Raw genomic sequence first — 25,915 nt, forward strand, 5'->3', positions numbered from 1 at the left:
GAGTTACTCGCGAACCGCCCCCTGGAGCAGTCCGCGGATGAAGTGACGCTGGAGGAACAGATAGAAGATCACTACCGGGGTCGCCACGATGACCGATCCAGCCGCGAGGAGGGTGAAGCCCGCGGTGTACTGCCCCTGGAAGAAGGCCAGTCCCAGCGGCGCGGTCCGCAGCGACTCGCTCGTCACCATGATCAGCGGGATGAGGAACTCGTTCCACGTCCACATGAAGACCAGGACGGTCAGGGTGACGATGGCCGGCCTGGCCGGAGGCACCAGCACCTGCCACAGGATGCGCCACGTGGAGGCGCCGTCGATGCGGGCGGCCTCGACGATCGCGCGGCTGCTGGTGCGGAAGTAGGCCCGCATCCAGAAGGTGCCGAACGCCACCGACATCGCGACCTGCGGCAGCGCGATCGACCAGAACGTGTCCGTCAGGCCGAGACTGCGCAGGTCGAAGTAGAGCGGGACCGCGATGGCCTCGCTGGGCATCATGATCCCGAGCAGGAACAGGTAGAACAGCGCCGCCTGTCCCGGGAAGCGCATGGTGCCGAACGCGTAGCCGCTCAAGATCGACAGAACCACGCTGACGACCACGACGAACGACGACACCGCCAGGCTGGCGCGCAGGTAGGAGCCGAAGCGCCCGATCTCCCACGCCGCGGCGAAGTTGTCGAGGGGGCCGGATCCGGCGAAGCCGGGGCTGTCGTTGGGGCCGAGCGCGGCCGACAGGATCGTCACGATCGGGAACAGCGCGAACGCGGCGAACGCGGTCAGGATGAGGTAGTTGGCCAGGCGCTCGCCTCGGGAGATCACGAGACCTCCCTGTCGGCCACGCGGTTGATCACGAACGAGATCGCGAAGATGACGACGGTGAGGGTGACGCCGATGGCCGCCGCCGAGCCGACCTGGCCCAGCCCGAAGGCGCGGTGGTAGACCTCGTACGACGGCACGGAGGTGGAGTTGCCAGGACCGCCCCGCGTGGTGACGTACACCAGGTCGAACGTCCGCAGCGCGGCGATCACGGTCAGCGTCAGCGCGACCGCGATCTCCCCACGGACCGAAGGCAGCGTGACGGCGAGGAACTCCCGCAGCGCGCCGGCCCCGTCGAGCCGCGCGGCCTCGTACAGCTCCGGCGGGATGCGGCTCATCCCCGCCAGGAGCAGCACGGTCACCAGGCCGGTCTCGAACCAGGTGCCGACCACGCCGACCGCCGGCAGCGCGAAGGTGTGGTCGCCCAGCCAGCCCCTGGTGAGCGAGTCGAGCCCGAGCGCGCCGAGCAGGCCGTTGAGCGTGCCGTCGGGGGCGTACACGCGCCGCCAGGCGACGGCCACCACGACCATGGCCACCACCTGCGGCAGGAACACCACCGTCCGGAAGAAGCCGAGCCCGCGCACCTTGGCGTGGTTGAGTATCGCCGCCAGCGTCAGCCCGATGACGAGCGGCCCCACGGCGTAGAACAGGACGAGGACAAGGGCGTGGCCGAAGGCGGCCCGCAGCCCCTCGTCCTCGACGATCGCGACGTAGTTGTCCAGCCCCGCCCAGGTGCCGAGGCTCAGCCCGTCCCAGTCGAACAGCGACAGGTGCACCGCGCGGCCGATCGGATAGAGCAGGAACACCGCGTAGACGGCGAAGGCGGGCAGCAGGTAGAGGAAGGCGACCCGCCGGGGCTCGCCGGGAGGATGGCCTGCCCGCGCCCTCACCGAGGACGAACGGGTGCGGATCACCTCGCTCCCCTCATCCGTTGCTCTCGACGAAGGTCTTGTAGTCCTTCTCCAGGGTGGCGAGGAAGTCCTGCGGCGCCGACTTCTTGGCCAGCAGATCCTGCAGCGCCGCGCCCAGCGTGTCGGCGAAGGTCGGGGTGGCGTAGTCGAGGTAGGGCACCAGGCCGTTCTCCTTGGCCGCGGTGCCGAACGCGGTGAACATGTCCTGCTGAGGGCCCTGCTTCACCTTCTGCTGCTCGGTGTCGGCGATCGGCAGCAGGCCGTTGGCCGTGAGCACCTTCATGGCGTCGGCGTTGGTGATGAAGTCGATGTAGGCCGCCGCCGCGTCGGGGTTAGGGCTCTTGGCCGTGATGGCGAACGGCAGGCCGGTGCCGCCTGTCGCGACGGGCCCGGGGGCCGACCCCGTGCCGGGCGGCAGGACGAAGCCCAGGTCCTTGCCCATGACCTTCTCCAGGTCGGCGATCAGCCAGCTGCCCCCGATCAGGAAGACGCCCTCGCCCTTGCCGAACGCCTGCCAGGAGGCGTCGTAGCCCTGGCCGTTGAAGCCCTTGTTGAAGTAGCCCTTGTCGACCCAGCCGACGATCTGCTCGGCGGCCCTGGTGTTCTCCGGCGTGGTCCACGAGGCGCCCTTGCGGCCGAAGCCCAGCGTGGTGATCTGGTCGGCGGGGACGTGCCGTCCCTGCACGGTGCCGAAGACGTGGACGCCGGGCCACTTGTCGAGGTTGCCCAGCTGCAGCGGCACCTCGCCCGCGGCCTTGGCCTTGGCGAGCGCGGCCTCGAACTCCTCCCAGGTCTTCGGCGGCCGCAGACCCAGCTCGGACAGCTTGGCGGCGTTGTACAGGATGCCGACGACCTCGCCGACCTGCGGCAGGCCGTAGATGTTGCCCTGGCCGAAGACCTTGCCGTCGGCGCTGTAGCTGACGTACTGCAGGACCGACTGCGAGTAGCGCTTCTTCCACCCGTAGGCCTCGGCGTAGGCGTCCAGCGGGCGCAGGTGGCCCGCCTTCACGAACGCGCCCATCTGCGGCCTGCCGTTGTTGGCCTGCACCACGTCGGGCGGCTCGTTCCCGCTCAGCGCGAGGCGCAGCGTGGTGTTGAGGTCGTCGAAGGAGCGGGAGACCCGCTTGATCGTGATGTTGGGGTACTTCGCCTCGAAGGCGGCGTTGAGCTGCTTCATCTGGGCGGCCTGCCCGCCGCGTACCTCCTGGTCCCAGATCGTGAGCGTCACGTCGCCGAGGGCCGCGGCGTCGGTGCGCACCGCCGAGGCGCTCGGCTGCGCCGGGGAGGCCGCGGGCGGGGCCGAGGATCCGGGCGCGCACGCGGCCGCGGCGAGTGCCACGACACCGGCGGCGAGTACGGCGCGCGTCCCTGCGCCGCGCGTGTTCCGCGTCCGGACCTCTCGCGTCGAGGCGATCATGGTGTCACTCCTTCTGGGCGGGCACGCGAGGCGACTCGGGGCCTTCGGGCTCGTCGGGACCGGCGGGCGCTCCCTCGGAGGCGGCCGCGGAGCCGGCGCGTGGTTCGCGCGTGGTGGTGTCCCCTGATGCCTCCCCTGACACCAGGGGCGCCATCTCCAGGTCGGCGTGCCTGGCGATGGTGGCGGCGGCCCTGCGCACCGCGCCCACGGGAACCGTGGGCACCAGCCTGTCGAGGAAGGCGTACCTGCGGGCCACCGAGTCGGCGTACGCGCCGCCGTGGCCGGCCTGCGCCCGCACCTCGTGCCACCAGTCGGCGATGTCCCCCCATCCCGGCGCGGCCAGCGATCCGCCGAACTGCTGGACGGCCAGCGCCGCGCAGAGCCCTGCGAAGGCCAGCCGGTCGGCCAGCGGCCAGCGGCACAGGGTGCCGAGCACGAAGCCCGCGCCGAAGACGTCGCCCGCGCCGGTCGGATCGAGCGCCGTGACGCGTGGAGCGGGGACGTACGCCTCCTCTCCGGTGATGGAGTCGATGGCCATGGCGCCGTTGGCGCCGTCGGTGACCACCGCGAGGGGCACCCTGTCGGCGATGGCGTACAGCGCGTCGCGAGGGTTGTCGGTGCCGGTGTAGGCCGTGGCCTCGACCGCGTTGGGCATGAACGCGTGGCAGGCGGAGAGCTGTTCGAGGAGCGCGGGCGACCAGGCGCCCGACGGGTCCCAGCCCACGTCGGCGAAGATCAGCGCGCCGTCGCGGTGCGCCAGCTCGGCCCAGGAGCTCGCGCCGGGGACGCCGAGCGGCTCCTCGGCCGAGAGCGCCACGATCACCGCCCTGGAGCGCGGCGGCGATCCGATCATCTCCGACGCCGACATGGGGGCGGCGTGGCCGTGGGTGACCATGCTGCGGTCGCGGTCGACGGCCATGGAGACCGTGACAGGCGAGTGCCACTGCTCGAAGCGTCGCGATCTCGACAGGTCGACCGCTTCCTGCTCGGCCAGCGTGCGCCAGCAGAAGTCGCCGTAGTCGTCGTCGCCGAACGCGGCGGCCAGCGAGGTGCGCAGGCCGAGCCTGCTGGTGGCGATGGCGAGGTTGGCGATGCCGCCGGGGCACGATCCCATGCCCTCGGCCCAGATCTCGGTTCCCGCGGCGGGCATGGCGGGCAGTCCTGTGAAGACGATGTCGAGGAAGACGGTGCCCGCCAAGAAGACGTCGAACTGCGGCCCCTCGGGGGTGCGCTGGTCGGCCAGAGGGTCGTACGCCTGGACAGACACGGGAAGAGTCCTCCTCGACAGATCGAGTTGTGCGCAATCTTGCACGATTCGCCGCGCATATCAAGTACTCTGTGCGGGCATTTGCTGAATGATGCTCACTGATGCACGCAAATGACTGATAGGATCCGACCGTGCTTCAGCACCTCAGGCATGCGGAGATCATGCGGCGGGTCCGCCTCTCGGGTGCCACCAGCGTGCGCGACCTCGCCAGGCAGCTCGGTGTGAGCCCGTCGACCATTCGCAGAGACCTCGAGGTGCTCGACCGCGACGGCACGCTGAGGCGCGTGCGCGGTGGCGCGCTCGCCGAGGTCGACGCCGACGACTCCATGCCCTTCGCCGAGGTGGCGGCGCTCGACGAGCGGGACAAGGAGGCCGTGGCCGACCGTGCCGCGCAGGTCGTGCGCGACGGCGACGTGGTCCTGCTCGACATCGGCACGACGACGATGCGCCTGGCCCGTAGGCTCCGTGGCCGCCGCGTCACCGTGGTCACCTCCAGCCTCGCCGTCCTCGACGTGCTGCGCGCCGACCCCGCGGTCGAGCTGCTGCTGCTCGGCGGCATGCTGCGCCGGCCGTACCACTCGCTGGTGGGGGTGCTGACCGAGGAGGCGCTGGGCCAGGTCTGCGCCGACAGGGTCTTCCTGGGCGCGAGCGGCGTGCGCCCCGACGGCCAGCTCGTCGACACCACCCTGGCCGAGGTGCCGCTGAAGCGCGCCATGATCGCGGCGGCCGGGCAGGTGGTGCTCCTGGTCGACCGGCAGAAGTTCCCCGGCACCGGCGCTCTGCGGGTGTGCGGCCCCGAGGACATCGACATGATCGTCACCAACGAGGGCGCCGACGAGACGACGCTGCGCAACTGCGCGGCGGCGGGCGCGGAGGTGCTGCTCGCGTGACGGACGCCCGGCGGGCCGGAACGGAGGTGTTGCAGGTGAGGGAGGCGCGATGAAACTGGCCGTGGTCGGAGGCGGAGGGTTCAGGGTCCCGCTCGTGTACGGCGCGCTGCTGCGCGACACCGCCAAGCCGCGCGTGGAGGAGGTGGTGCTGCACGACGTGTCGGCCGAGCGGCTGGCGGCCATCAGGAACGTGCTGGACCAGCTCGCCGAGGGACACGACAGGGCGCCCGAGGTGCGCACCACCACCGACCTCGACGTCGCGCTGCGCGACGCCGACTTCGTCTTCTCCGCGGTCCGCGTCGGGGGCCTGGCCGGCCGCACCGCCGACGAGCGGGTGGCGCTGGAGCTCGGCCTGCTCGGCCAGGAGACCACCGGGCCAGGCGGCATCGCCTTCGGCCTGCGCACCGTCCCCGTGGCCGTGCGCCTGGCCGAGCGGGTGGCCGCCGTCGCGCCGAGGGCCTGGGTCATCAACTTCACCAACCCGGCCGGCATGATCACCGAGGCGATGCGGAGCGTGCTCGGCGACCGCGTGGTCGGCATCTGCGATTCGCCGATCGGGCTGATCAGGCGGGCCGCCGCCGCTCTCGGGCTCGACCCCGCGCTCGTCTCGCCCGACTACGTGGGGCTCAACCACCTCGGATGGCTGCGGGGGCTCACCTACCAGGGCCGCGACGTGCTGCCTGGACTGCTCGCCGACGACGCGGCGCTGCGGCAGGTCGAGGAGGCCCGCATCTTCGGCGACGACTGGGTGCGCACCCTGGGGGCGCTGCCCAACGAGTACCTCTACTACTACTACTTCACCCGCGAGTCCGTCGCCGCGATCGACGGCGCGGGGCGCACCAGGGGCGAGTCCCTTCTCGAGCAGCAGAGCCGCTTCTACGCCGCCGTGCGGGAGCGTCCCCTGCAGGCCCTCGCCGAGTGGGGTAGGGCGCGCAGGGAGCGCGACGCGACGTACATGGCCGAGACCCGCCAGAGCACCGACGCCGGCGAGCGCGAGGCCGCCGACCTGGAGGCGGGCGGGTACGAGGGCATCGCGCTCGCCCTCATGGCCGCCATCGCCAGGGGTGAGCCCTCCACGATGATCCTCAACGTCCGCAACGGCAGCGCGGTGCCCGGCCTGCCCTCGGAGGCGGTGGTCGAGATCCCGTGCGCGGTGAACGGCTCGGGCGTCAGGCCGCTGGCCACCCGCCCGCTCCCCGGCCGCCTCCTGGGGCTGGTGCAGCAGGTCAAGGCCGTCGAGCAGACCACCATCGAGGCCGCGCTGACCGGCTCGGCCCGCCTGGCCGTCGAGGCGTTCGCCCTGCACCCGCTGGTCGACTCGGTCGGCACGGCGCGCAGGCTGCTCGACGGCTACCGCGCCCGCATCCCCGAACTGGCCGCCGTCATCCCGGGCTCCTCGTAGCGCCCGGCCTCGAGGAGCACGGGGGGAGGGCGAGTCGCCGCCCTCCCTCCGTCCTCGTCAGCTGGTGGCGATGACGCCGGGGAAGCCGTAGTAGGCCTCGTAGACGTCGGTGAAGTACTCACGGCAGGGGTCGAGCGCGCCGCCCCAGCCGTCGGAGCCGCCACCGCCGCCGCCGCTGTGGACGCCCTTGGCCACCACCTTGCCCGCCGAGTTGACGGTGTAGACGGGACCGCCGGAGTCGCCGCCCCTGGTGCACTGACCCTGCTTGTAGCCCCTGGTCATGTTCCTGGCGTACTGGCCGCCGCTGTAGCGCACGTTGATCTTCAGGGCGTTGACCTTCCAGCCGCACAGCTCGCCCGCCGTGCTGCCGCCCGTGCAGTACTGGTCGCCGTAGCCGGGGCGGCGCGACCACATGCCCGCCACCGCCCTGCTGCTGCCCGAGGTGCTGTTGCCGACGTAGATGCGGGCGGCGCTCTTCTTGCTGCCGCTCAGCCTGATCAGCGACAGGTCGCCGCGGTAGGTGGACTGGCCGTCGATGTAGACGGTGCCCGTGCTGTTGTTCCAGGTGTCCTTGACCACGCTGCCCTGGTACTCGGAGAGCGTGGAGACCGAGCCGTTGAGCGAGGTGCAGTGGCCGGCGGTGATCATGGCCTGGTAGCCGCTGTAGCGCCAGGAGAAGGCGTTGGTGCAGGAGCCCACGCTGGTGCTGATGCGGGCGCCGCCGTAGAAGCCGCCGACGCTCGTGTCGTTCCACCTGGCCTGCGCGCCGTCGAACCCTTCGTCGGGCACCTGCCTCACCACGACGGCGTCCGCGCCGTAGCGCGTGGCCAGCGCGACGCGGAAGGCCTCCGAGGCGTCGGAGGACTCCACGATGACCCGGTTCTGCTCGGCCTGGATCAGGGCCGCGCTCACCTTCTCGACGCCGGGAAGCACGCCGGGAGAGATCGCGACGATCTCGTCCTTGATGGCGTTCAGCCGGTTCACGCTGTACTTGACCAGCTTCACCTTGGGCTGGACCGTCCAGGTTTCACCCGCGTCCGCGGTGGGCGCGAGGCTCTGCCGGGCGCTCTTGTCGGCGGCCGACAGCTGCTCCTCGGGGGCCGGCGCCTGGGCGGCGATGCCTGCCTCCGGCGGCACCGACTCCTTCTCCTCGGGCGGAGGGACGTTCGAGGGGTCGCCCGTGCCGTCCTCGGGGGGAGTCATCTGGGGCGGCAGCGCGATGAGCGCGCCCGCCTCCGCCTGGGCCTCCGCCGCCGTCACCGGCGCGACGATCGTTCCGTAGCTGATGTACGGCGGGCCGTACACGTCGGGCTTCTCCGCGGCGCGCCGCTCAGCCTCCTTGAAGGCGTGGCTCAGCTTGTAGTCGGGGGGCGTCACCTGCGCGTAGGGGTCCTCGGTGATCACCGGAACCGGAGGCACGGGCTCGGCCTGGACCGCCGGCGACGGCACGGCGACGAGCGTCGCGGTGAGCAGGCAGCCCGCCAGTGCGGCGCGCCTGAATAACGTGGGGGGCAAGGAGTTCTCTTCTCGTGTGGGGGGTCATGATCAAGAACCCGCTCAGTGAACCACAGAAGATCACGACATTTCATGCTTCGTCGGAGGATTCCCCGCGCATACTGGGACCGTGCCGCTGATCCGACGGTCCGCTCCCCCGACCTCGCCGGGCCTGGTCGTGGCGGCGCTGACGGCAGGGGCGGCCGGGCTGGCGCTCGGGGTCGTCGCCGGCCTCCTGCACGACCAGGGCGACCTGCTGCTGGAGTCGTTGTTCTTCCGCTTCGCCCTGTTCATCGGCGCGGTGGCGTGCGGGCGGGCGGCCCGTACGGCCTCGCAGGCGGTCGTGAGCGGGCTGGCACTGGCCGTCGGAGCCTACGCCGCCGGGACGGCGACCGACCTGCTGCGCGGAGCGCCGCCGCCGTACGAGCTGATCCCGCTCGACCCCGTGGCAGGCGCCGCGCACGTCCTGTGGGTGGTCGCGCTTCCCCTGGCCGGTGTGCTGCTGGCCCATCTGACCCGGCGCGAAGGACCTGCGGGGGACCTGGCGGCCGCCGTCCTGGTTCAGGGGCAGTCGTTCCCCGCCGCGCTCGCGCTGCTGCCCTCGGGTGAGGAGGGCTGCTGCGTTGCGGTGGAGGCGGCCCATCCGGGACAGGACTGGGCGAGCCTGGCCCTCGCGGTGGCGCTGGTGGTGCTGCTTCGGCCGACCCTGTCAGGGCGCCTGCGTGCGCTGCTGGGCGGCGTCGTGCTGACGGCGCTGCTGGTGGGCGGGGCGTCGACGACGGGCTGGGCGTGAACCCACGAGGCCTGGCCCCTGCCGCCTTGCGCCGATGTGGATCTTCCCGACTATTGTGATCTCCGTCTGTTGGAGGGGGAAGGCTGAGGATGGCGGTGGGCGGAGCCGAGGACTCTCTCGGAAGCCGGTACGTCCTTCTGGACGAGATCGGCGCCGGTGCGATGGGAACGGTCTGGAGGGGGCGGCACCGCGACAGCGGGGAGATCGTGGCGGTGAAGCTGCTGCGTGACAGCCTCTCCGGCGACCACGAGCTCGTCCTGCGGTTCGTGCAGGAGCGCAACGTGATGAAGTCACTGCGCCATCCGCACATCGTCGCAGTGCGCGACTTCGTCATCGAGGGCGAGCGCCTCGCTCTGGTGATGGACTTCGTCGAAGGGGGCGATCTGCGTACGCTCCTCCAGCGGCAGGGCACGCTGCCCCCCGCGCAGGCGGCGCGGCTGATGGCCCAGGTCGCCGACGCGCTGGCCGCGGCGCACGCCCTGGACGTCGTGCACCGCGACGTCAAGCCGGGCAACGTCCTGATCGACAGGGCCACCGGGCAGGTACGGCTGACCGACTTCGGCGTGGCCCGCATCGTCCATGGCCCTGGGCTGACCCAGACCACCTCGGTCATCGGCACGCCCACGTACCTGTCCCCCGAGGTCGCCGACGGCAGCGCGCCCACGGCGGCGGTGGACGTGTACGCCCTGGGCCTGATCCTGTACGAGCTGCTCGCCGGGCGTCCGCCGTTCGTCGGCGACCATCCGATGGCCCTGCTCAGGCAGCATGCGACGGCCGCGCCCAGGCGACTGCCAGGCATGCCCGACGTCCTGTGGCCTGTCATCGCGGCGTGCACCGCCAAGGATCCTGCTCGGCGTCCGGCCGCCGCGCAGGTGGCGGCGGCGCTGCGCCAGGCGGCGCCTTCGCTGGCGGCCATGCCTGCGCTGCCTGCCGTCGCCAGAGGAGAGGCGCCCTCCGTCACGTCCGAGCCCCTGTCCGCGACGGGCCCCGTCCCTGCGCCCGAGACCGTGGCCTCGGGCCGGCGCCGGTGGCCCAGGCAGCGGCTGGCCGTCGTCGCGGCGGCCGCGGTGGCGCTGGTGCTCAGTGCGGCGGCCGTGGCCGTCGTGGCGCCGTGGCGGGCGCCCGACGCGGGGGCGTCGCCCAGTCTGGCCGTCGCGTCGGCCGTGTCGACCCCGCAGGACCCCAGCCCTCCGCTGCCGGCGGTCGGCACGGAGGTCGGCACGGCGAAGAGCACGCCCCCGCAGTCGCCGAAGGAGCGGACGGTGCGCAGGCGTCCGCAGGAGGCGACCGTCTCCGAACAGCCCGAGCGACCGGCCACGGCCAAGCAGCCCGTGCCGCGCGTCACGACCCCGCGACCCCGGCGCACGACGGAGGAGCCGGTCGAGCCGCCGCGCGAGAGCAGGCAGGACGACATCCCGGCCGAGGAGACGGAGCCGAACTGGCGCTGCCGTTCGTGGATCACCACGGGAACCGGCACGGACACGGAGATGTCGCCCTGCATGGCCGTGGTGGGCGAGGTCCTGCACGTCAAGGGGCGGATCAGGGGGTCCACCTCGGTCTCCTCGGACATCCACGTGCAGCTGTTCAACACCGACGCCGACGCCAACGTCTCCCAGCCCTTCATCTGCTCGGGTGTCTCCCCCTCGAGCGAGGGCGAGATCGTCACCTGCGGCCCCTTCACCACCACGGCGGCGCGTACCGGGGCCAAGCTCGACGTGCGCCAGCGGTGGAAGAGAACGGGCACGGCCACCTTCGGCGGCGGCGCGGAGAGCCCCTACACCGTCTGGTGAGGGCCGTCCCGGCCGGTGGGGCCTGTCCAAGAAGCGGCAAAGGGGGGCGAGGCGCCCTTCCCGCCGGGTAGGGGCAGCGGCATGGCTCGATGTCTGGTCACCGGCGCGACCGGCTATCTCGGCGGACGGCTCGTGCCCGAACTGCTCGCGGCCGGGCACGACGTCCGCTGCATGGTGCGGTCGGCGGGACGGCTGCGCGACCTGCCGTGGGCCGCGCAGGCCGAGATCGCCGAGGCGGACGCGCGCGACCCCGAGCGCACCGGCGCGGCGCTGCGGGACATCGACGTCGCCTACTACCTGATCCACGGCATGAGCGGAGGACGGGGTTTCGCCGAGGCCGACAGGCAGGCCGCGCACACGTTCGCCGCGGCGGCCGGGCGGGCGGGCGTGCGCCGGATCGTCTACCTCGGCGGGCTCACGCCGGGCGCGTCCGAGGGACACGACCTGTCCGCGCACATGAGCTCGAGGGCGGAGGTCGGCGAGATCTTCCTGTCGTCGGGCGTGCCGAGCGTGGTGCTCGGAGCGGCGGTGATCATCGGCTCCGGGTCGGCCTCCTTCGAGATGCTGCGCTACCTGACCGAGCGGCTGCCGGTGATGACGACGCCGCGCTGGGTGCGCAGCCGTACCCAGCCCATCGCCGTCCGCGACGTGCTGCGCTACCTGGTCGCATGGGCGGGCATCCCGGAGGAGGTCAACAGGGCCTTCGACATCGGCGGGCCCGACGTGCTGAGCTACGCCGAGATGATGCGGCGCTACGCGGCCGTCGCGGGGCTGCCGCCACGGCTGATCATTCCGGTGCCGCTGCTGAGCCCGAGGCTGTCGAGCCTCTGGGTGGGACTGGTCACGCCGGTGCCCGCCGCCATCGCACGTCCCCTCGTGGAGTCGCTGCGGACTCAGGCCGTCTGCGCCGAACACGACATCGCCCGGTACGTCGCCGACCCGCAGGGCGGCCTGATCGGCTTCGACCTGGCCGTCTCGCTGGCCCTGCAGAGGATCAAGGAAGCCGACGTCGTGACCAGGTGGTCGTCGGCGAGCCTGCCCGGCGCGCCGAGCGACCCGCTGCCCACCGATCCCGACTGGGCGGGCGGCAGCCTCTACATCGATCGGCGCACCGCCACCGTCGCCGCGGGCCCCGAGGAGCTGTGGCGGGTCATCGAGGGGATCGGCGGCGAGAACGGCTGGTACTCCCTGCCCATGGCGTGGAAGATCCGCGGCGCGCTCGACAGGCTGGTCGGCGGCGTCGGTCTGCGCCGCGGCCGCCGCGACCCCCTGCGCCTGCGCGTGGGTGACTCCATCGACTTCTGGCGGGTCGAGGAGCTCGAGCGGGGGCGCCTGCTGCGCCTGCGGGCGGAGATGCGCCTGCCCGGTCTGGCCTGGCTGGAGCTGAGCCAGAGCGTCGAGGACGGCCGGACCGTCTACCGCCAGCGAGCCGTCTTCCATCCCCACGGACTGCTCGGGCACCTCTACTGGTGGGCGATCTACCCCTTCCATGGCCTGATCTTCGGCAGGATGCCGAGGAACGTGGCGGCCGCCGCCCGTCGCGGCAGCTCGCGGTAGCGGGGCTCGACGGTCGCGGTGCAACTTCGCGGGCCTGGAATCCGAAAGAATGACCGGGGGGTGGCATGGACGACCTGAGCGAGGAGGAGGCGGGCTACGGCATCGGCGCCGTCGCCCGGCGACTCGGCGTGCCCGCCCCCACCCTCCGCACCTGGAACCTGCGCTACGGCATCGGCCCCAGCAGGCGCAGCCCGGGCGGCCACCGGCGTTACGACGCGGGTGACCTGCGCCGCCTGGAGGAGATGAACCGGCTGATCCACGCGGGAGTCGCCCCCGCGGAGGCCGCGCGAGAGGCGCTGAGACTGCGCCCCTCCGAGACAGGCCGCGACGGCGGGACCGGGGACGGCGGCCCCGACGGCGGCCTCGACGTCCGTGCGCCGGTCCGTCAGGTGCCGTCGCCGGCGATGCTGGCGCGGGCGGCGAGCGTGCTCGACTCCCCCACCGTCGCCGACGGCGTGCGCGCCGCGCTCGACCGGTACGGCGTGCGGTGGACCTGGCACCAGCTCGTGTTGCCGGTCTTCGAGGCGATCACGCGCAAGGACCTGGGCATCGACGTCGAGCACCTGTTCTCCAACCAGGTCCTGGCCGCGCTGCACCCGCTCGTCGAGCCGCCGAGACAGGACACGCCTGCCCGTCCTGTGCTGCTGGCCTGCGCCGAGGACGAGCAGCACAGCCTGCCGATCTACGCGCTGGCGGCCGTCCTGACCGTCGAGCGGGCGGTGCAGACCAGGGTGCTCGGCGCCCGTACCCCCTACTCCGCGCTGGCCGACGCGATGCGCCGCCTCGGTCCCGCGGTGGTCTTCGTGTGGTCGCAGCAGGACTCCACCGGCGATCCCGCCCCGCTGGCCGCGCTGCCGTCGCTGCGCCCCACCGTCCGCGTCGTCGTCGGCGGTCCCGGCTGGTGGGACGGCCTGCCGAGGGGCGTCACCAGGGTGTCCACGCTCGACGCGGCGGTCTCCCAGGTCATGCACGCACTGGCCTGATCTCCCTTGTCTTGGTTGCACGCCTTCGCGCGGCCGAGTATGAATAGGTTTTGAATAAGTTATCTTCGAGTGGGAGGGGATCGCGATGGAGGAGTTCAGCGAGAGCTATCGAGCGCACGCCGCTTCCGTGCGCGCCTACCTGCGGCGGCTGGTGCCCGTGCAGGACCTCGACGACGTGCTGCAGGTCGTCTTCACCGAGGCCTGGCGTTCCCGGCAGCGCTTCGACCCCGACCGGAGCATGCGCGCCTGGCTGCTCGGCATCGCCCACAAGCGGGGCGTCGACCACCTGCGCGCCCGCGCCGCGCCCACCGTGTCGCTGGACGTCGTCGGCGACCCTCCAGGACACGACGGCCGCATCGACGACCAGGCGCTGGCCGACCGCGACCAGCTCCGCAGGGCGCTGGCCGAACTGCCCGCGCCGCAACGCCAGGCGATCGAGCTGGCCTACTACGGCGACCTGAGCCAACGGGAGATCGCCGAGCGGCTGCACGTGCCGCTGGGCACCGTCAAGGCAAGGACCGCCCGCGGCCTGCACCGCCTGTCCGCCCTGCTGGCCGCGGCATGATCCGCCCACGCGTGGCCGCGTCGAGCTGCCTGCTCGGCGAGCTGGTGCGCTTCAACGGCGGCCACAGCCGCGACCGCTTCCTGAGCGGCGCGCTCGACGCCCATGTCGACTGGGTGCGGATCTGCCCCGAGATGGAGGCGGGCCTCGGCTCGCCGCGCGAGACGCTCCGCCTGGAGTCCTCGGCGGCGGGGCCTCGCCTGATGACCCGCAAGACCCGCCTCGACCTCACCGACCGCATGACCGCCCTGGCGACCGAGCGCGCCGCGGGCCTCGACGTCGACGGCTACGTGTTCAAGGCCAAGAGCCCCAGCTGCGGCATCCACGGCATCCCGTCCACCGGAGGCGACCGCAGGAACAGGGGCGTCTTCGCCGGGGTCGTGATGGACGCCCACCCGCTGCTGCCCGTCGAGGACGAGGGCCGGCTCCACGACGCGCTGATCCGCGAGACCTTCGTCGAGCGGATCTTCGCCCACGCCAGGCTGCGCGCCCTGTTCGCGACCGGCTGGACGCCACGCGACCTCGTCGCCTTCCACGCCAGGCACAAGATGCAGCTGCTCGCCCACGACCCGGCCGGCTATCGCGAGGCGGGCCGCGTGGTGGCCCGCGCGGGCGCGCGCCCGCGCGGGGAGCTGGCCGCCGACTACACCCGGGTGTTCTGCACGACCCTCGCCAGGAAGGCCGGTGTCGGCCGCAACGTCAACGTGCTCCACCACTGCCTCGGCATGATCAACCTGGACGCCGCGCGCAAGGCGGACCTGGTCGAGGTGATCGCCTCCTACCAGGCGGGGCAGGTCGCGCTCAGTGTCCCTGCCACCCTCCTGCGCCACCACGCGCGCGGAGAGGGCGCCGGCTACGTGAGCGACCAGACCTACTTCGCGCCGTACCCCGAGGATCTCGGGCTCCGCAACCACGTCCTGGCACCCGCCTGAGCCGAACCCGGTGTCCCACCCCGCTCCGAAGTCGATGGAGAAGAACATCTCATGAGCGTCACCCTTCCTCCCGCCCGCCACTGGGCCGCCCTGCCGATGTTCGTCCTCGCCGTCGCCCTGGTGGCCGTCGCGGGCTCGCTGTCGTCGGCCAGCACGGGCAGCCAGTACATCGCCCTGGCCAAACCCACCTTCGCGCCGTCGCCGTGGCTGTTCGGCCCGGTCTGGACGATCCTCTACTGCCTGATCGCCGTCGCCGGCTGGCTGGCGTGGTCGGCGCGCGGCTGGACCCCCGCGCTGGGCGTCTACACCGCGCAGCTGCTGCTGAACGCGGTCTGGACGCCGCTGTTCTTCACCGCCGACCAGTACGGCCTCGCCTTCGCCGACATCAGCCTGCTGTGGCTGCTGATCGTGGCCAACGTCGTGCTGTTCTGGCCGATCCGGCGCGCCGCGGCGCTGCTGCTGCTGCCCTACCTGCTGTGGGTGACCTACGCCGCGGCGCTGAACCTCGCCATCTGGCAGCTCAACTGACGCGCTCCTCCCACTTCGGGTCGTCACAGGCCCATGAGCGGGCCGTACTCGTTCATCACCCTGGCGTCGATCGCGGCCTGCCTGGGCGCGTACCGGGCGTAGAACTCCTTGCCGCACTCCAGGTCGTCCAGCGCCGCCTTGATCTCCCGCTCGAGGTACGGCCTGGCCTGCGCGGGTGAGAGGGTCGGACCGTAGTGGACGCCCGGCTTAGGGTTGTCGAACTCCTTGGCGCCCAGCTTGTCGGACTCCTTCAGGATCTCATCGTGCCCTCTCCTGGCCAGGTCGGTCGGCCTGGTGGAGGAGACCTTGTAGCCCTTGACCGTGAGGCAGTCGGCGAAGCCTGCCGCCAGGCTCACCAGCTCGGGGTCCCCGTCGATCTCGGTGGCCGCTAGCCTGGCCGAGGCCGCGTTGAGCTGCTCGGCCGCGTCCGTCGTCGAGCTCGCCTCCTTGCCGAGCACCTCCTTGGCCGCCTTGCGGAAGCAGCCGCTCTCCACCTTCCTGTAGGCGGCGAGCTGGGAAGGGTTGAGCTTCATCATGATCGCGTTGTTCGGGTTCTCGACCACGGCGTCGACCCCTCCTGCCAGGCGATCCCTGGGGTAGACGTGGCGCGAGAAGATCCCGAAGCCGTACTTCTGCCGGTACGCCTTCATGCTGTCGTAGCCGGACAGATCAGGCCTGTCCTCACGGGGAAGCACGAAGGGCACGTACTTGAAGCCGCCCTGCTTCATGCAGTCGGCCTTGATCTGCTCCATTCGGGGTCGCGGGTCCTGGCCCCTGCTCGGAGAGGGGGCGGCGGCCTGTTCGGCCGCGCATCCCGAGATCAGGGCAAGCGAAAGCAACCACGTGACACGACGCATAGGGGGAACTCCCGATCAGTCGATCGCGCGCGTGCGCGCGCCGTACGGCACCACGGCCGTGAGAAGGGTGAGCAAGGCCAGCACGCCCCAGTAGGCCAGGTCCTGGCGCGACTGGTGGAGCAGGTGCTCGCCGAAGGCGGCCGAGGTGGCCGCCAGGTAGAGCGCGGCGGCCAGCGCCCAGCGCAGGTCGCCGGTCAGACGTCCGGCCCACACGGCTCCTGCCAGCACCGCGGCCTCGGCCGTCACGCGCAGCAGGGGTCCTGGGGCGGCGTCGGTCAGCGCCATCCAGGCGGGGTCCGCGCCCGCCACCAGCAGGGCGGCGGGCGCCCACCACAGGGATCTGCGCCGCAGCGACCCTCCGCGCCAGGCGAGGATCCCCAGCCCCGCGACGTTCAGCACGGGGCCGGCGGCGGCGCCGAGGAGGCCGCTGTAGCCGTAAAGGGAATGGTCGAGCAGGAATCCAGGTTCGACGGGCAGCAGGGTGGCGTCGAGGAAGACGGCGCCGGTGCCGATCGCTCCCATCTTGACGGCGGTCAGTGACGCCAGCGGAAGGGCGAGGCGGGCCCGGCCGAGGACGACGAGTGCGAGCGTGAGGGCCGACAGCGCCAGCCATCCGGGGACGGCGGCGGCGTAGGGCAGCAGGGTGGCCAGGTGGGCCGCGCTCAGTGCGGTGACGCCCAGGTGCAGCCCGTCCGTCCAGGCAGGGCCGCGGGCCGCCTGCCAGGCCCGTTCGCGCACCCCGTTGACGAGTAGTCCCGCTGCCTCCTTGAGTGGAGGCGTGGTACGCGCAGGGTCGGTGTGGCCGAGCAGGATGTCGAGGAGTTCCTCGCCGTAGGCCGAGCGGTAGGAGCGCGGGTAGGCCCGCATCAGCCGCCGGTAGCGCCGTTCCAGAGGGGTCACGCCGTGCCCAGGTCGGGCCTGGCTCTGACCAGCCCCGCGGCGTGGTGCATCCGTTCGGCCTCCGCGGCGGCGAGGGCCTTGCCGCTGTCGGTGATGCGGAAGTAGCGGCGGTTGCGGCCCTGGACGACCTCTTCGCGGTCGACGGCCAGGATCCCCTGCGCGGTCAGGCGTTCCAGGATGCCGTAGAGGGTGCTGATCGACGGCCTGACCCGCTGGCGGGAGAGCTCGGTGACCTTCCCGACGATGGCGTGGCCGTGCAGCGGGCCGTCGAGCAGCGCGGCGAGCACGAAGTACATCGGCTCGCTGACTTCGGTTGATCTTCGCGGCATGCCGGACAAGATACTCCGTTCAACGGAATCCAGGCAAGTCCGTAGGAGCATGGATAATGAAGTCGTTTCTGACGGGAGGTGGCGTTGAATCTGGCCAGCCTCGGGCTGACCGCGGAGCAGGAGCGGGTCTACCGATACTTCCTGCGAGTCCCTCACGCCGATCTCGATGCCGCCGCCGAGGAACTCGGTGTCCACCACCTGTCCGCCGTGGTCGACAGGCTCAAGACGCTGGGCATCATCGACATCAGCCTGGCCTCGGTCTCGCCCGCGAAAGCCGTCGACCTGCTCATCAGACGCCGCGTGGAGCAGACCTCACGCGAGCTCAACCAGCTCAGCGCCGCCTGGGACATCGTGCGCGACCTCGCCGAGGAGCAGCGCAGCGGGCGCCCGGTCGAGCTCGTCGAGCGGATCGAGGGCGTGGAGAACGTCAACCGGCGCATCCGCGAGTTCTCCTCCGCCAAGGAGGTCATGAACATAGCGAACGTGGTGAGAGCCCTGCCGCCCGACGACGAGAAGGTGCGGCGCTTTCGCAAGAGGCTCTCCGCGGGGCTGGTGAGCAGGACCCTTGTCTCCGAGAAGGCGCTGAGCGTTCCTGGCTGGCTGGAGTCCGCGCGCGAGGGGCACGCCCTGGGGGACCTGTGCCGCGTGAGCCCCGAGTGGAGCAGGCAGGTGCTCATCATCAGCAGGTCGGTCGCCTTCGTGCAGATCGACCCCGCCGACAGGACGGTCGGAGCCCTGCTGATCCGCCAGCCCGGCACGGTGGCCATCCTCGTCGACATGTTCGAGGGCATGTGGGCTCGCGCGCGCGAGCTGAACGAGCCGGAGCTGACCCCCATCGAACGGCAGGTGCTCCAGTCGCTCGCCCTGCACGACAAGGACGAGACCGCGGCGCGCGCGCTGAACATCTCCGTGCGCAAGTTCCGCACCCACGTGGCCGAGCTGATGGAGCGCCTCGGCGCCGGCAACAGGTTCCAGGCCGCCCTGCTCGCCAAGGAGCGCGGCTGGCTGTAACCGGAGCCCGGCCGTCCGGCGGCTGAGGGGCCGCCGACCTCAGAAGGGCTCGGACGCGACAGGCTCGGAGGCCACGGACCCAGACACGACGGGACCCGACACTGCAGGGCCCGACACTGCAGGGCCCGACACTGCAGGGCCCGACACTGCAGGGCCCGACACTGCAGGGCCCGACACGACAGGCCCCGACACCACGCGCTCGGCTTCGGTGCTCGTGAGGGTGGCCTGGTGGGCGACCCTGTGGGCGGCCTTGGTCGCCCTGGCCTCGCGGGCCATGGCGCACACCGCTCGCAGCGCGGGGCGCAGCCTGTCGCGCGCCAACGGATCGGCGAGCCTGCCGATGATGTCGAACTGCCGGATGCCGGGGCGTACCGGCAGGTCGGCGCGGTGCACGATCGCGCCGCCAGAGGTGAGCAGGCGGTGCAGTTTCGTCTGCGTCCACATCGCCTCGTGAGGGCCCACGCAGGAGGTGACCACCGCGGCAGGCTTGCCCACGAGGGCGCCGCCCGCCATGGGCGACGACGCCCAGCCGAGCGCGTGTGCCAGTTGGGGCGGCAGGAGGCTGTGCTCCGGAGCGACGATCACCAGCGCGTCGGCCGCGACCAGCGTCCGGCACAGCTCGGCGGCCTCGGCCGGCAGCCGGCCTCGGCGCAGCGGGGGCATGGCTTCGAGCCCGTCCCATACGTCGATGTCCGCCGGTTCGGGCAGCTCCAGCGCCACCGCCTCCAACAGGCGGTGGACATACGACCGCCGAAGGAAGACGCCCGCGATTCCTACGATCTTCATCCTGTCCCGTTCGTGCGCCCGCATGGTGTTGAGCCGGTGGTTCCCTGGCCCAGCCGATGAGGAACGCCCGAGCGGGTATCGACTCCGCCGGGAACGGCAATGATGCGGCAAGCCGACGACTCCCCGCCGGTGCCTGCCCCGAGCAGGCAGCAGACGGCTCGGAGCCTCAGCAGGAGGACGGCGGCGCCGCGCGGTCCGGACCCACGGTCCGGGCCGCGCGGCGCCGGCCGCCTGAGTCAGCGCGTAGGGAGGGGGCCACCGCTCGCGGTGGCGCGTTCATCACCTGCGCCGCCTCCGACGACCGTCACCGTGGCGGCTCGGGCTCACCGGCGGATCGCTGGGCGGCGCGGGCCTGCTGCAGTTCGGTGTTGATGCGCAACGCTTCGGCCAGCTGGTCCTCGAGGATGATGATGCGGCAGGCCGCCTCCAGGGCAGTGCCCTGGTCGACCAGCTCGCGCGCTCTGGCCGCCAGACGGAGCTGGTAGCGCGAGTAGCGGCGATGGCCGCCTTCGGAGCGTCGCGGCTCGATCAGCTTGGCGCTGCCCAGAGCCCGGAGGAAAGCGGGGGTGACACCCAGCATCTCCGCGGCCCGGCCCATGCTGTACGCGGGATAGTCCTCGTCGTCGAACTTGTCACCGAACGCGGCACGGGATGTGCCGCCGATGCCGGTTGAGGACTCCTCGGGCCTGCCGCCCGACGCCTTCACTGCTTGATCCATAAAACCTTCCCACACGCCGACGTGGGCCCCGGCGCCATGCGCCGGGGCCCAAAATGAGGTTAAACACCATCTACCGGCCAGTTGGCCGATTTATCTTTTTCCGCCTCGACGCCCACTGCGGGCGAGGACGCGGGGATCGCGGATGTGTGACCGTAGACCACCGTCCTGTCTGTGGAACTGCGGTACCCGCGCGGCGCAACCGACCGCGGCGGGCGATCCCAATGGCGTTCAACGCTCCCTTCTCTATCCCTGCATCTGTTCGACTTCATCCGGCAGCGCGCCCACGCGCCAGAGCCCCTTGCGTCCTACTCGGCCCCGACACGTCCGGCCTTCTGCCCACTTCCTACCTCTACGACAGCGCGTCCACGTTCCGGAGCCCTAACCACTGCCTTGCCCCAGAACGTCCGACCTTCTGTCACCTCTGCGTCAATCCACTGCCAACTGCACTCGTCCACGCTCGTCCGGGCAGGTCGTCGTCCTGCTACCTTCTGCCCTCGTGGATCCGTCCCTTGCGATGTCAGAAACATTAGCGCGATCAACCATGGATGTCTACTCCCGCCACTACAGGTTTTTGAAGGTGCGGGAATGAGGGTTCAGCCGGGATCAGCGGTCGACGGCCAGCCGCACGCCGAGGCCGATGAACAGGCCTCCCGTCGCGACGCCGACGCGACGGCGTGCCGGTGACGCAGCCACCCCCCGATGCGCCCGGCCAGCACCCCGACCGTGCCGTCCACCACGAACTCCAGCAGGATCAGGATGGTGCCGAGGATCGCGAACTGCAGCCAGACCTGGCCCAGCCGGGGGTCGACGAACTGCGGGAGGAAGGCGATGGTGAAGGTGACCATCTTCGGGTTCAGCAGGTTGGTCACCATGCCGCTGGTGAAGGCCCTGCGTCCCGACATCCTGCCCTCCCCCGCTACGGGCAGCTCGCTCTCGACGCCCTTGCGCTGCCGGATCATCTGCACGCCGAGGTAGACCAGGTAGACGGCCCCGAGGACGCGTACCACCGTGAAGGCCAGCGGCACCGCCTCGAAGAGCGCCGCCAGCCCCGCCGCCGCCACGGCGACGTGGACGGCCTCGCTCGTGGCCACCCCTGCGGTGGCGAGCAGTCCCGCCCGCGGGCCACCCCGCATTCCGCACCCGAGCGTGTCCACGCCGGAGACACTCCTCGCGGCACACCCCGCCTCGCCGTCGGCCGGTCATACTGTTGCCGTAACTTGACGCGGCGGGCCCGGGGGACGCTCGCCCCGCCGTATCCGCCTCCACCCGCGGGTTCCGCGAGGCATCCAGGGGTGTCCGGGCCACCGCTGCGGGCCTGTGGCTGCGGGACTCGCGGTGAGACCATGGAGGGACCCGTCGCGGAGGGAGCGCGCGTGGTCGATCCGTTCGGTCATCAACCCGGGGGGCCTTCCCCGCCGGGCGGGCTGCTCGACGTGCTGAACGTCGCGGCCGTGGTGGTGGACGCCGGAGGCCGCATCGTGCTGTGGAGCCCGCATGCCGAGCAGTTGTTCGGCTACTCCGCGCGAGAGGCGCTCGGCCAGTACGCCGGCAGGCTCCTGGTCGATCCCGAACACCTGAACCTGGTCATGGAGCTGTTCGACGAGGTGATGCGGAGCGGACGGCCGTGGGTCGGCGTCTTCCCCGTGCGGGTCAAGGACGGCTCCATCCGCCGGATCGAGTTCCGCAACATGCGCCTCCAGGACGACAGGCACAACCTGTACGCGCTCGCGCTGGCCACCGATCAGGCCACCCTGCGCCAGGTGGAGACCGATCTGGCGCTGTCGGACAAGCTGATCGACCAGTCCCCGATCGGGCTGGCCGTCCTGGACACCGACCTGCGTTACGTCATGGTCAACTCGGCGTTGGAGCGCATCAACGGCCGGTCGGCCGCTGAGCACCTCGGCAGGCACGTGCACGAGGTCCTGGTCTTCGTCGACGCCACGGCCGTCGAGGCCGCGATGCGCCAGGTCCTGGCCAGCGGCGTCCCCCTGATCGACATGTACGAGATCGACCTGCGCAACAGGGGGATCGCGTGGTCGACCTCCTACTACCGTCTGGAGGACACCGCCGGTCACGTGCTGGGGGTGGCGGTCTCGGTCGTGGACGTCACCGAACGCCACAGGGCGGCCGTCGAGGCGGCAGGCGCCCGGCGCAGGCTGGCGATGGTCGCCGAGGCGACCGTCCGCATCGGCACCACGCTCGACCTGCAGCGGACGGCGCGCGAACTGGCCGAGGTGGTCGTGCCCGACCTCGCCGACCTGGCCACCGTGGACGTCCTGGAGGAGATCCTGACCAACGGGCACGCCGAACCGCAGGCCGGCCACCCCGCTCGCTTCCGCGCGCTGGCGGTGGTCTCGGCCTACCCCACCGAGGCCATCGGCGCCGCCGACCCCGTCGACGAGGTGGTGACCTACGAGGCCGACCGGCTGGCCACCCGATGCGTGACGTCGGCCGCTCCGATCCTGGTCGAACACGTGGAGGGCGCCGCCCTGCATGACATCGCCAGGGACGCCGGCGCCGCCGCCCACCTCGCCGGGGCCGGGGTGCACTCCTACCTGGCGGTGCCGCTGATCGCCCGCGGCGAGGTCCTCGGCGTGCTGTGCATGGTGCGGGCCCGCAACCCGACCCCGTTCGACGGCGAGGACCTCGTGCTGGCCACCGAACTGGCCGCGCGGGCGGCGGTGTGCGTCGACAACGCCAGGCTGTACCGCAACGAGCGGAACACCGCGCTCACCCTGCAGCGGAGCCTGCTCCCCCATCCGCCGCCCTACCGGCCCGGGCTGAAGATCGCCTATCGCTACCTGCCCGCGGGAGCGGGCAACGAGGTCGGCGGCGACTGGTTCGACGTCATCCCGCTGGCCGACGGCAAGACCGCGCTCGTCGTGGGCGACGTGATGGGCAGCGGCATCGCCGCCGCGGCCACCATGGGCCAGCTGCGCACCGCGACCTCCACGCTGGCCGCGCTCGATCTCGACCCCGACGAGGTGCTGCGCCACCTCGACGACATCGCCGCGGGCCTGAGCCGTCCCTTCGTCACCTGCGTCTACGCCGTCTGCGACCCTGCGCACGGGCAGTGCCGCATCTCCACGGCCGGTCACCTGCCCCCGGTGTTCGTCCCCGCCGACGGCGTCGCCGAGCTCGTGGACATCCCTCCTGGCGCGCCGCTGGGGGTCGGCGGCGTCGACTTCACCACGGTCACGCTCCCCCTGACCCAGGACAGCCTGCTGGTCCTCTACACCGACGGCCTGGTCGAGACCAGGAACGACCCCATCCACCAGCGGCTCGACACCCTTCGCAGGCTGCTGGACGGCCCGCGCCGCCCGCTGGAGGAGACCTGCGACGTGCTCCTCCACGCGCTGCGCCCACCCGACGGCAGCGACGACGTCGTCCTGCTCGTCGCCAACCTCCGCCCCTGCCCCTCGGAGCGCCCGCCTGCGTCCGGGTGAGCGGCGCCCGTCACTGCGGTGTCGCCGTGACGCTCACCCCGCCCGCTGGTGGACGGCCACGGGTCACCGTTCCTGGGCGGCGCCGTCGATCGTCGCCGTCAACCGGACCTGGACGGTCACCGTCTTCTCACCGCGCGGCCGCGGCCCGCCCCGTCACCCGGTCCCCTGTCCCCCGTCGGCGTCGTCCGGCAGCCGGAGAGTGCCCTTCTCGTCCCGCACGTCCTCGATCACCTGGAGCCTGCCCACCGGGTTGCCCTGCGGGTCCACCGTCACGGCGACCACCTGGTCACCGTGGCACACCTCCCCCTTGGGCTGTCCCTCGCAGAACAGGACGTGTCCGGACTGCCGGTCCACCGTGCCGGGCACCAGCCGCCACACGCCGACGACCCTGCCCACGCTCGCCCCAGGGCGGTTGGCCCGCAGCCAGCCCGCCACCGCGGCCTGGACCTTCTTGTCGAAGGCCTGCCGCTCGGCGAAGGGCCGGAAGATCCGCGCGGTCACCTCCGGCGGCTCCGACGGATCCTCGGGGACGGCGTAGCCGGCGACGAACCGTGATCTCTCTGACAGCGCCGCGAGCAGCTTGCTCTCCGTCATCCTGAGCAGGGTCGGCTGCCCCGGCTCGCCCCGGGGACGCTTCCCTGCGACCACGGGCTCGACCAGGTTGACGGAGAGGCCGCCCCGGCCGTCACGAACCTTCGCCCACTCCTGGACGCACTCGCCGACATCTGCCAGCAGGGCCTTGACGTTGGCGTTCGTCGGCGCGGCCTCGATCCAGACCTCGTTCAGCGACCAGTTCGCCGCGATGATGGGGTGCCTGCACCGCTGGAAGGCGGTCGCCAGGTGCCGCCAGGCCGTTCCCAGCGACTTGCCCTTGTCCACGGCCTCTGCCAGCTTCCGCTCGCAGGGTTGCCGCTCGCAGGTGCCGGCGTCGGCGTCGACGCGTAACCGGACCACGGCGTCGGGGTCGCCGCTCAGCGAGAAGACGACCTCCGAGCCGGAGGTCTCGGGGAACAGATTGCGGGCGGTGACGACCGTCAGCTGCCCGGGGAACTGCTTGGCGGCCAGTTCCTCCGCCCTGCGGCGGTCGTCACCTGTGCCGAGCGCGCACCCTCCGGCCGCCAGCGCCAGGACGGCCAGCCCGGCGGTCCACCGTCCCGCGTTCGCCACGAGCGCTCCCTTGAAGATCGAGACCGATGACGACAACGATAAGCGAGCTGTCGGCCCGTCACTCCCCTGTCGCGCCGTCGATGAGCTGCCTGGCGACGTCGAGGTGGCCGACGTGCCGCGCGTACTCCTGGAGCAGGTGGAACAGGATCCGCCCGAGCGCCGGAGCCTGCCGTGCCGTCTGGAATCGACCGCCGAGGCGGGCCGATTCGCAGAGCCTCCCGCTCAGGGCTTGCCGCTCAGCTGCCGGCGCAGCAGGCAGAACTCGTTGCCCTCAGGGTCGGCGAGCACGTGCCAGGACTCCTCACCCGTCTGCCCCACGTCGGCGGGCCTGGCGCCGATCTTCAGCAGCCGGTCCAGTTCAGCGGCCTGGTCCCGGTCGGTGGGGTTCACGTCGATGTGCAGAGGGAGCTTGCCCGACTTCGGAGTGTCCGTCGGATTGAACACGATGGTCGGCTGAAGGCCGCCGGATCCCTCCTCCGGGCCGATCTCGACGCTGCCGTCGCCGCGGTCGAGCACCACGTAGCCGAGCACTTCGCACCAGAAAGCCGCAAGCCGCTCAGGGTCGCGGCTGTCGAGCACCAGTTCGCTGATTCGACATGCCATGAGCTCGCCGTACCCGCCCGGCATCCCGCCACTCCTGACGGTCGCCCCGAGCGACACCCTGACCAGGCAGACCGCCATCCGCGCACGGCCTCCCGTCCATGGCGCCTTGAAGATCAGACGCACTCGATCGGCCCTGAAAGAGACGTTCACGGCTCGGCGCGCACGGCCAGGGGAACACCAGGCGTCGGCTCAGGCCGTCTCCGCCGCTCGGCGCGCGCGGTAGGCGCTGGCCTTGGCTCGGTTCTGGCAGGACAGGCCGCAGAACCTTCGGGAGGCGTTCCGCGTGGTGTCGAAGAAGACCGACTCGCAGCCCCCCGCCTCGCAGGATCGGAGTCTGGCGGCCTGGCCCACGCCGATGACCATGGCCAGGGCGGTGCCCGCGTCGGAGGTCCAGGCGTCGACCAGGTCGGCGTCGGCACGGTGGAAGGCCAGGACGGGCTGTCCGTCGGGGTGGCCGTGCAGGTTGGGTACGGCGGCGTGCCGTACCAGCAGCTGATTGAGACCCTCGGCCCTGGACTCGATCCTCTCCTCCGGGTCGAAGACGGGCCGCAGCCGCAGCGCGACGACCGCGAGCCTGTCGGCGTCGGAGTCCGTGAGCGACTGGCTCTGGGGCAGCCCGGCGGTGGCGAGCGCCTGCTGGATGGCCTCACGGCGGTCCTGTCCCGTGGCCGGCGACACGACGTCCCGCCCGCGCGCCCGTGAGATGGCCAGCTCGTTCACCAGGAGCACGGCCCGCCGGACGTGCCGCTCAACGTAACTGTC

At 71.7% G+C, this 25,915-nt stretch carries 26 protein-coding genes; 11 read left to right on the forward strand and 15 right to left on the reverse strand.

Annotation, left to right across the window (positions count from 1 at the left end):
* Positions 1-3: 3 nt before the first annotated feature.
* From FHR33_RS08965 to FHR33_RS08980, 4 genes are read right to left on the reverse strand one after another with little or no spacing between them, the layout of a single operon-like run.
* Positions 4-813, reverse strand: coding sequence for a carbohydrate ABC transporter permease (locus FHR33_RS08965; protein WP_183645495.1), 810 nt, complete (start codon positions 811-813; stop codon positions 4-6).
* A complete protein-coding gene (locus FHR33_RS08970) occupies positions 810-1,724 on the reverse strand; it encodes a carbohydrate ABC transporter permease (protein WP_312895430.1) in 915 nt (304 codons plus the stop codon). Before FHR33_RS08970 ends, FHR33_RS08965 begins: the two co-directional genes overlap by 4 nt.
* 10 nt (positions 1,725-1,734) lie before the next feature.
* A complete protein-coding gene (locus tag FHR33_RS08975) occupies positions 1,735-3,138 on the reverse strand; it encodes an extracellular solute-binding protein (RefSeq protein ID WP_183645496.1) in 1,404 nt (467 codons plus the stop codon).
* A gap of 4 nt (positions 3,139-3,142) precedes the next feature.
* The gene (locus FHR33_RS08980; RefSeq protein WP_183645497.1) at positions 3,143-4,405 is read right to left on the reverse strand and encodes a PfkB family carbohydrate kinase; all 1,263 of its coding nucleotides are present in this window, start codon (positions 4,403-4,405) and stop codon (positions 3,143-3,145) included.
* A gap of 131 nt (positions 4,406-4,536) precedes the next feature.
* Here FHR33_RS08980 and FHR33_RS08985 point away from each other — a divergent pair, with 131 nt between their 5' ends.
* Together FHR33_RS08985 and FHR33_RS08990 are read left to right on the forward strand one after the other, a co-directional pair.
* Positions 4,537-5,295, forward strand: a complete 759-nt coding sequence (locus FHR33_RS08985) for a DeoR/GlpR family DNA-binding transcription regulator (protein WP_183645498.1) — start codon at positions 4,537-4,539, stop codon at positions 5,293-5,295.
* 49 nt (positions 5,296-5,344) lie between these two features.
* On the forward strand, positions 5,345-6,697 hold the full coding sequence (locus FHR33_RS08990; RefSeq protein WP_183645499.1) for a 6-phospho-beta-glucosidase: 1,353 nt from the start codon (positions 5,345-5,347) through the stop codon (positions 6,695-6,697).
* Positions 6,698-6,754: 57 nt separating this feature from the next.
* On the opposite strand, the gene FHR33_RS08995 is transcribed toward FHR33_RS08990, so the two are convergent.
* Positions 6,755-8,212 (reverse strand): chymotrypsin family serine protease, encoded by a 1,458-nt coding sequence (locus tag FHR33_RS08995; protein WP_183645500.1) that lies wholly within the window; start codon positions 8,210-8,212, stop codon positions 6,755-6,757.
* A 109-nt stretch (positions 8,213-8,321) separates the two neighbouring features.
* Here FHR33_RS08995 and FHR33_RS09000 point away from each other — a divergent pair, with 109 nt between their 5' ends.
* From FHR33_RS09000 to FHR33_RS09030, 7 genes are all read left to right on the forward strand, one after another.
* Complete coding sequence (locus tag FHR33_RS09000) at positions 8,322-8,984, forward strand: hypothetical protein (protein WP_183645501.1); 663 nt, start codon at positions 8,322-8,324, stop codon at positions 8,982-8,984.
* A gap of 89 nt (positions 8,985-9,073) precedes the next feature.
* Complete coding sequence (locus tag FHR33_RS09005) at positions 9,074-10,774, forward strand: serine/threonine protein kinase (protein ID WP_183645502.1); 1,701 nt, start codon at positions 9,074-9,076, stop codon at positions 10,772-10,774.
* Positions 10,775-10,855: 81 nt separating this feature from the next.
* Entirely contained in the window at positions 10,856-12,331 is a 1,476-nt protein-coding gene (locus FHR33_RS09010; protein ID WP_183645503.1) for an SDR family oxidoreductase, read from the forward strand.
* A gap of 65 nt (positions 12,332-12,396) precedes the next feature.
* Positions 12,397-13,314: a MerR family transcriptional regulator gene (locus tag FHR33_RS09015; RefSeq protein ID WP_183645504.1), complete on the forward strand. Its 918-nt coding sequence runs from the start codon at positions 12,397-12,399 to the stop codon at positions 13,312-13,314.
* An 85-nt stretch (positions 13,315-13,399) separates the two neighbouring features.
* On the forward strand, positions 13,400-13,879 hold the full coding sequence (locus FHR33_RS09020; protein ID WP_183645505.1) for an RNA polymerase sigma factor: 480 nt from the start codon (positions 13,400-13,402) through the stop codon (positions 13,877-13,879).
* Positions 13,876-14,808: a YbgA family protein gene (locus FHR33_RS09025; protein ID WP_183645506.1), complete on the forward strand. Its 933-nt coding sequence runs from the start codon at positions 13,876-13,878 to the stop codon at positions 14,806-14,808. Before FHR33_RS09020 ends, FHR33_RS09025 begins: the two co-directional genes overlap by 4 nt.
* A 51-nt stretch (positions 14,809-14,859) precedes the next feature.
* Positions 14,860-15,336 carry a TspO/MBR family protein gene (locus tag FHR33_RS09030; protein WP_183645507.1) on the forward strand — a complete coding sequence of 159 codons (477 nt, stop codon included), beginning with the start codon at positions 14,860-14,862 and terminating at the stop codon, positions 15,334-15,336.
* Positions 15,337-15,359: 23 nt separating this feature from the next.
* On the opposite strand, the gene FHR33_RS09035 is transcribed toward FHR33_RS09030, so the two are convergent.
* The 3 genes from FHR33_RS09035 to FHR33_RS09045 all read right to left on the reverse strand — a co-directional run bounded on the left by FHR33_RS09035 (position 15,360) and on the right by FHR33_RS09045 (position 17,422).
* A complete protein-coding gene (locus FHR33_RS09035; protein WP_183645508.1) occupies positions 15,360-16,088 on the reverse strand; it encodes a hypothetical protein in 729 nt (242 codons plus the stop codon).
* 120 nt (positions 16,089-16,208) lie between these two features.
* A complete protein-coding gene (locus FHR33_RS09040; RefSeq protein ID WP_183645509.1) occupies positions 16,209-17,093 on the reverse strand; it encodes a hypothetical protein in 885 nt (294 codons plus the stop codon).
* Positions 17,090-17,422, reverse strand: a complete 333-nt coding sequence (locus FHR33_RS09045) for a PadR family transcriptional regulator (RefSeq protein ID WP_183645510.1) — start codon at positions 17,420-17,422, stop codon at positions 17,090-17,092. Before FHR33_RS09045 ends, FHR33_RS09040 begins: the two co-directional genes overlap by 4 nt.
* An 84-nt stretch (positions 17,423-17,506) precedes the next feature.
* Between FHR33_RS09045 and FHR33_RS09050 the strand changes: the two genes are divergently transcribed.
* A complete protein-coding gene (locus tag FHR33_RS09050) occupies positions 17,507-18,433 on the forward strand; it encodes a helix-turn-helix transcriptional regulator (protein ID WP_183645511.1) in 927 nt (308 codons plus the stop codon).
* Positions 18,434-18,472: 39 nt separating this feature from the next.
* Here FHR33_RS09050 and FHR33_RS09055 read toward each other — a convergent pair whose 3' ends face one another.
* From FHR33_RS09055 to FHR33_RS09065, 3 genes are all read right to left on the reverse strand, one after another.
* A complete protein-coding gene (locus FHR33_RS09055) occupies positions 18,473-19,219 on the reverse strand; it encodes an NAD(P)H-dependent oxidoreductase (RefSeq protein ID WP_183645512.1) in 747 nt (248 codons plus the stop codon).
* 304 nt (positions 19,220-19,523) lie between these two features.
* Complete coding sequence (locus tag FHR33_RS09060) at positions 19,524-19,817, reverse strand: helix-turn-helix domain-containing protein (RefSeq protein WP_183659962.1); 294 nt, start codon at positions 19,815-19,817, stop codon at positions 19,524-19,526.
* 713 nt (positions 19,818-20,530) lie between these two features.
* Positions 20,531-21,091 (reverse strand): LysE family translocator, encoded by a 561-nt coding sequence (locus tag FHR33_RS09065; RefSeq protein ID WP_221241025.1) that lies wholly within the window; start codon positions 21,089-21,091, stop codon positions 20,531-20,533.
* Between the two features lie 219 nt (positions 21,092-21,310).
* On the opposite strand from FHR33_RS09065, the gene FHR33_RS09070 reads away from it, so the two are divergent.
* Positions 21,311-23,383, forward strand: a complete 2,073-nt coding sequence (locus tag FHR33_RS09070) for a SpoIIE family protein phosphatase (RefSeq protein WP_221241026.1) — start codon at positions 21,311-21,313, stop codon at positions 23,381-23,383.
* 153 nt (positions 23,384-23,536) lie between these two features.
* Here the strand turns inward: FHR33_RS09070 and FHR33_RS09075 are convergent, their stop codons facing one another.
* The 4 genes from FHR33_RS09075 to FHR33_RS09090 all read right to left on the reverse strand — a co-directional run bounded on the left by FHR33_RS09075 (position 23,537) and on the right by FHR33_RS09090 (position 25,873).
* Positions 23,537-24,550 (reverse strand): SCO7460 family lipoprotein, encoded by a 1,014-nt coding sequence (locus FHR33_RS09075; RefSeq protein WP_183645514.1) that lies wholly within the window; start codon positions 24,548-24,550, stop codon positions 23,537-23,539.
* A gap of 58 nt (positions 24,551-24,608) precedes the next feature.
* On the reverse strand, positions 24,609-24,809 hold the full coding sequence (locus tag FHR33_RS51660) for a mycothiol transferase (protein WP_221241668.1): 201 nt from the start codon (positions 24,807-24,809) through the stop codon (positions 24,609-24,611).
* Complete coding sequence (locus tag FHR33_RS09085) at positions 24,773-25,153, reverse strand: VOC family protein (protein ID WP_183659963.1); 381 nt, start codon at positions 25,151-25,153, stop codon at positions 24,773-24,775. Before FHR33_RS09085 ends, FHR33_RS51660 begins: the two co-directional genes overlap by 37 nt.
* Before the next feature lie 189 nt (positions 25,154-25,342).
* Entirely contained in the window at positions 25,343-25,873 is a 531-nt protein-coding gene (locus FHR33_RS09090; protein ID WP_312895431.1) for a CGNR zinc finger domain-containing protein, read from the reverse strand.
* Between the last annotated feature and the right edge of the window lie 42 nt (positions 25,874-25,915).

Origin of the sequence: Nonomuraea dietziae (assembly GCF_014195505.1) — a bacterium.
GTDB lineage: Bacteria > Actinomycetota > Actinomycetes > Streptosporangiales > Streptosporangiaceae > Nonomuraea > Nonomuraea roseola.

Excerpts from the sequence above, each read along its gene's own strand:
- FHR33_RS09020 (WP_183645505.1), top strand. The coding sequence starts at position 13,400 with ATGGAGGAGTTCAGCGAGAGCTATCGAGCGCACGCCGCTTCCGTGCGC.
- FHR33_RS09035 (WP_183645508.1), bottom strand. The coding sequence starts at position 16,088 with ATGGAGCAGATCAAGGCCGACTGCATGAAGCAGGGCGGCTTCAAGTAC.
- FHR33_RS09045 (WP_183645510.1), bottom strand. The coding sequence starts at position 17,422 with ATGCCGCGAAGATCAACCGAAGTCAGCGAGCCGATGTACTTCGTGCTC.
- FHR33_RS09060 (WP_183659962.1), bottom strand. The coding sequence starts at position 19,817 with ATGGGCCGGGCCGCGGAGATGCTGGGTGTCACCCCCGCTTTCCTCCGG.
- FHR33_RS09030 (WP_183645507.1), top strand. The coding sequence starts at position 14,860 with ATGAGCGTCACCCTTCCTCCCGCCCGCCACTGGGCCGCCCTGCCGATG.
- FHR33_RS08990 (WP_183645499.1), top strand. The coding sequence starts at position 5,345 with ATGAAACTGGCCGTGGTCGGAGGCGGAGGGTTCAGGGTCCCGCTCGTG.
- FHR33_RS09010 (WP_183645503.1), top strand. The coding sequence starts at position 10,856 with ATGGCTCGATGTCTGGTCACCGGCGCGACCGGCTATCTCGGCGGACGG.
- FHR33_RS09015 (WP_183645504.1), top strand. The coding sequence starts at position 12,397 with ATGGACGACCTGAGCGAGGAGGAGGCGGGCTACGGCATCGGCGCCGTC.
- FHR33_RS09085 (WP_183659963.1), bottom strand. The coding sequence starts at position 25,153 with ATGGCATGTCGAATCAGCGAACTGGTGCTCGACAGCCGCGACCCTGAG.
- FHR33_RS09025 (WP_183645506.1), top strand. The coding sequence starts at position 13,876 with ATGATCCGCCCACGCGTGGCCGCGTCGAGCTGCCTGCTCGGCGAGCTG.
- FHR33_RS09055 (WP_183645512.1), bottom strand. The coding sequence starts at position 19,219 with ATGAAGATCGTAGGAATCGCGGGCGTCTTCCTTCGGCGGTCGTATGTC.
- FHR33_RS08975 (WP_183645496.1), bottom strand. The coding sequence starts at position 3,138 with ATGATCGCCTCGACGCGAGAGGTCCGGACGCGGAACACGCGCGGCGCA.
- FHR33_RS09005 (WP_183645502.1), top strand. The coding sequence starts at position 9,074 with ATGGCGGTGGGCGGAGCCGAGGACTCTCTCGGAAGCCGGTACGTCCTT.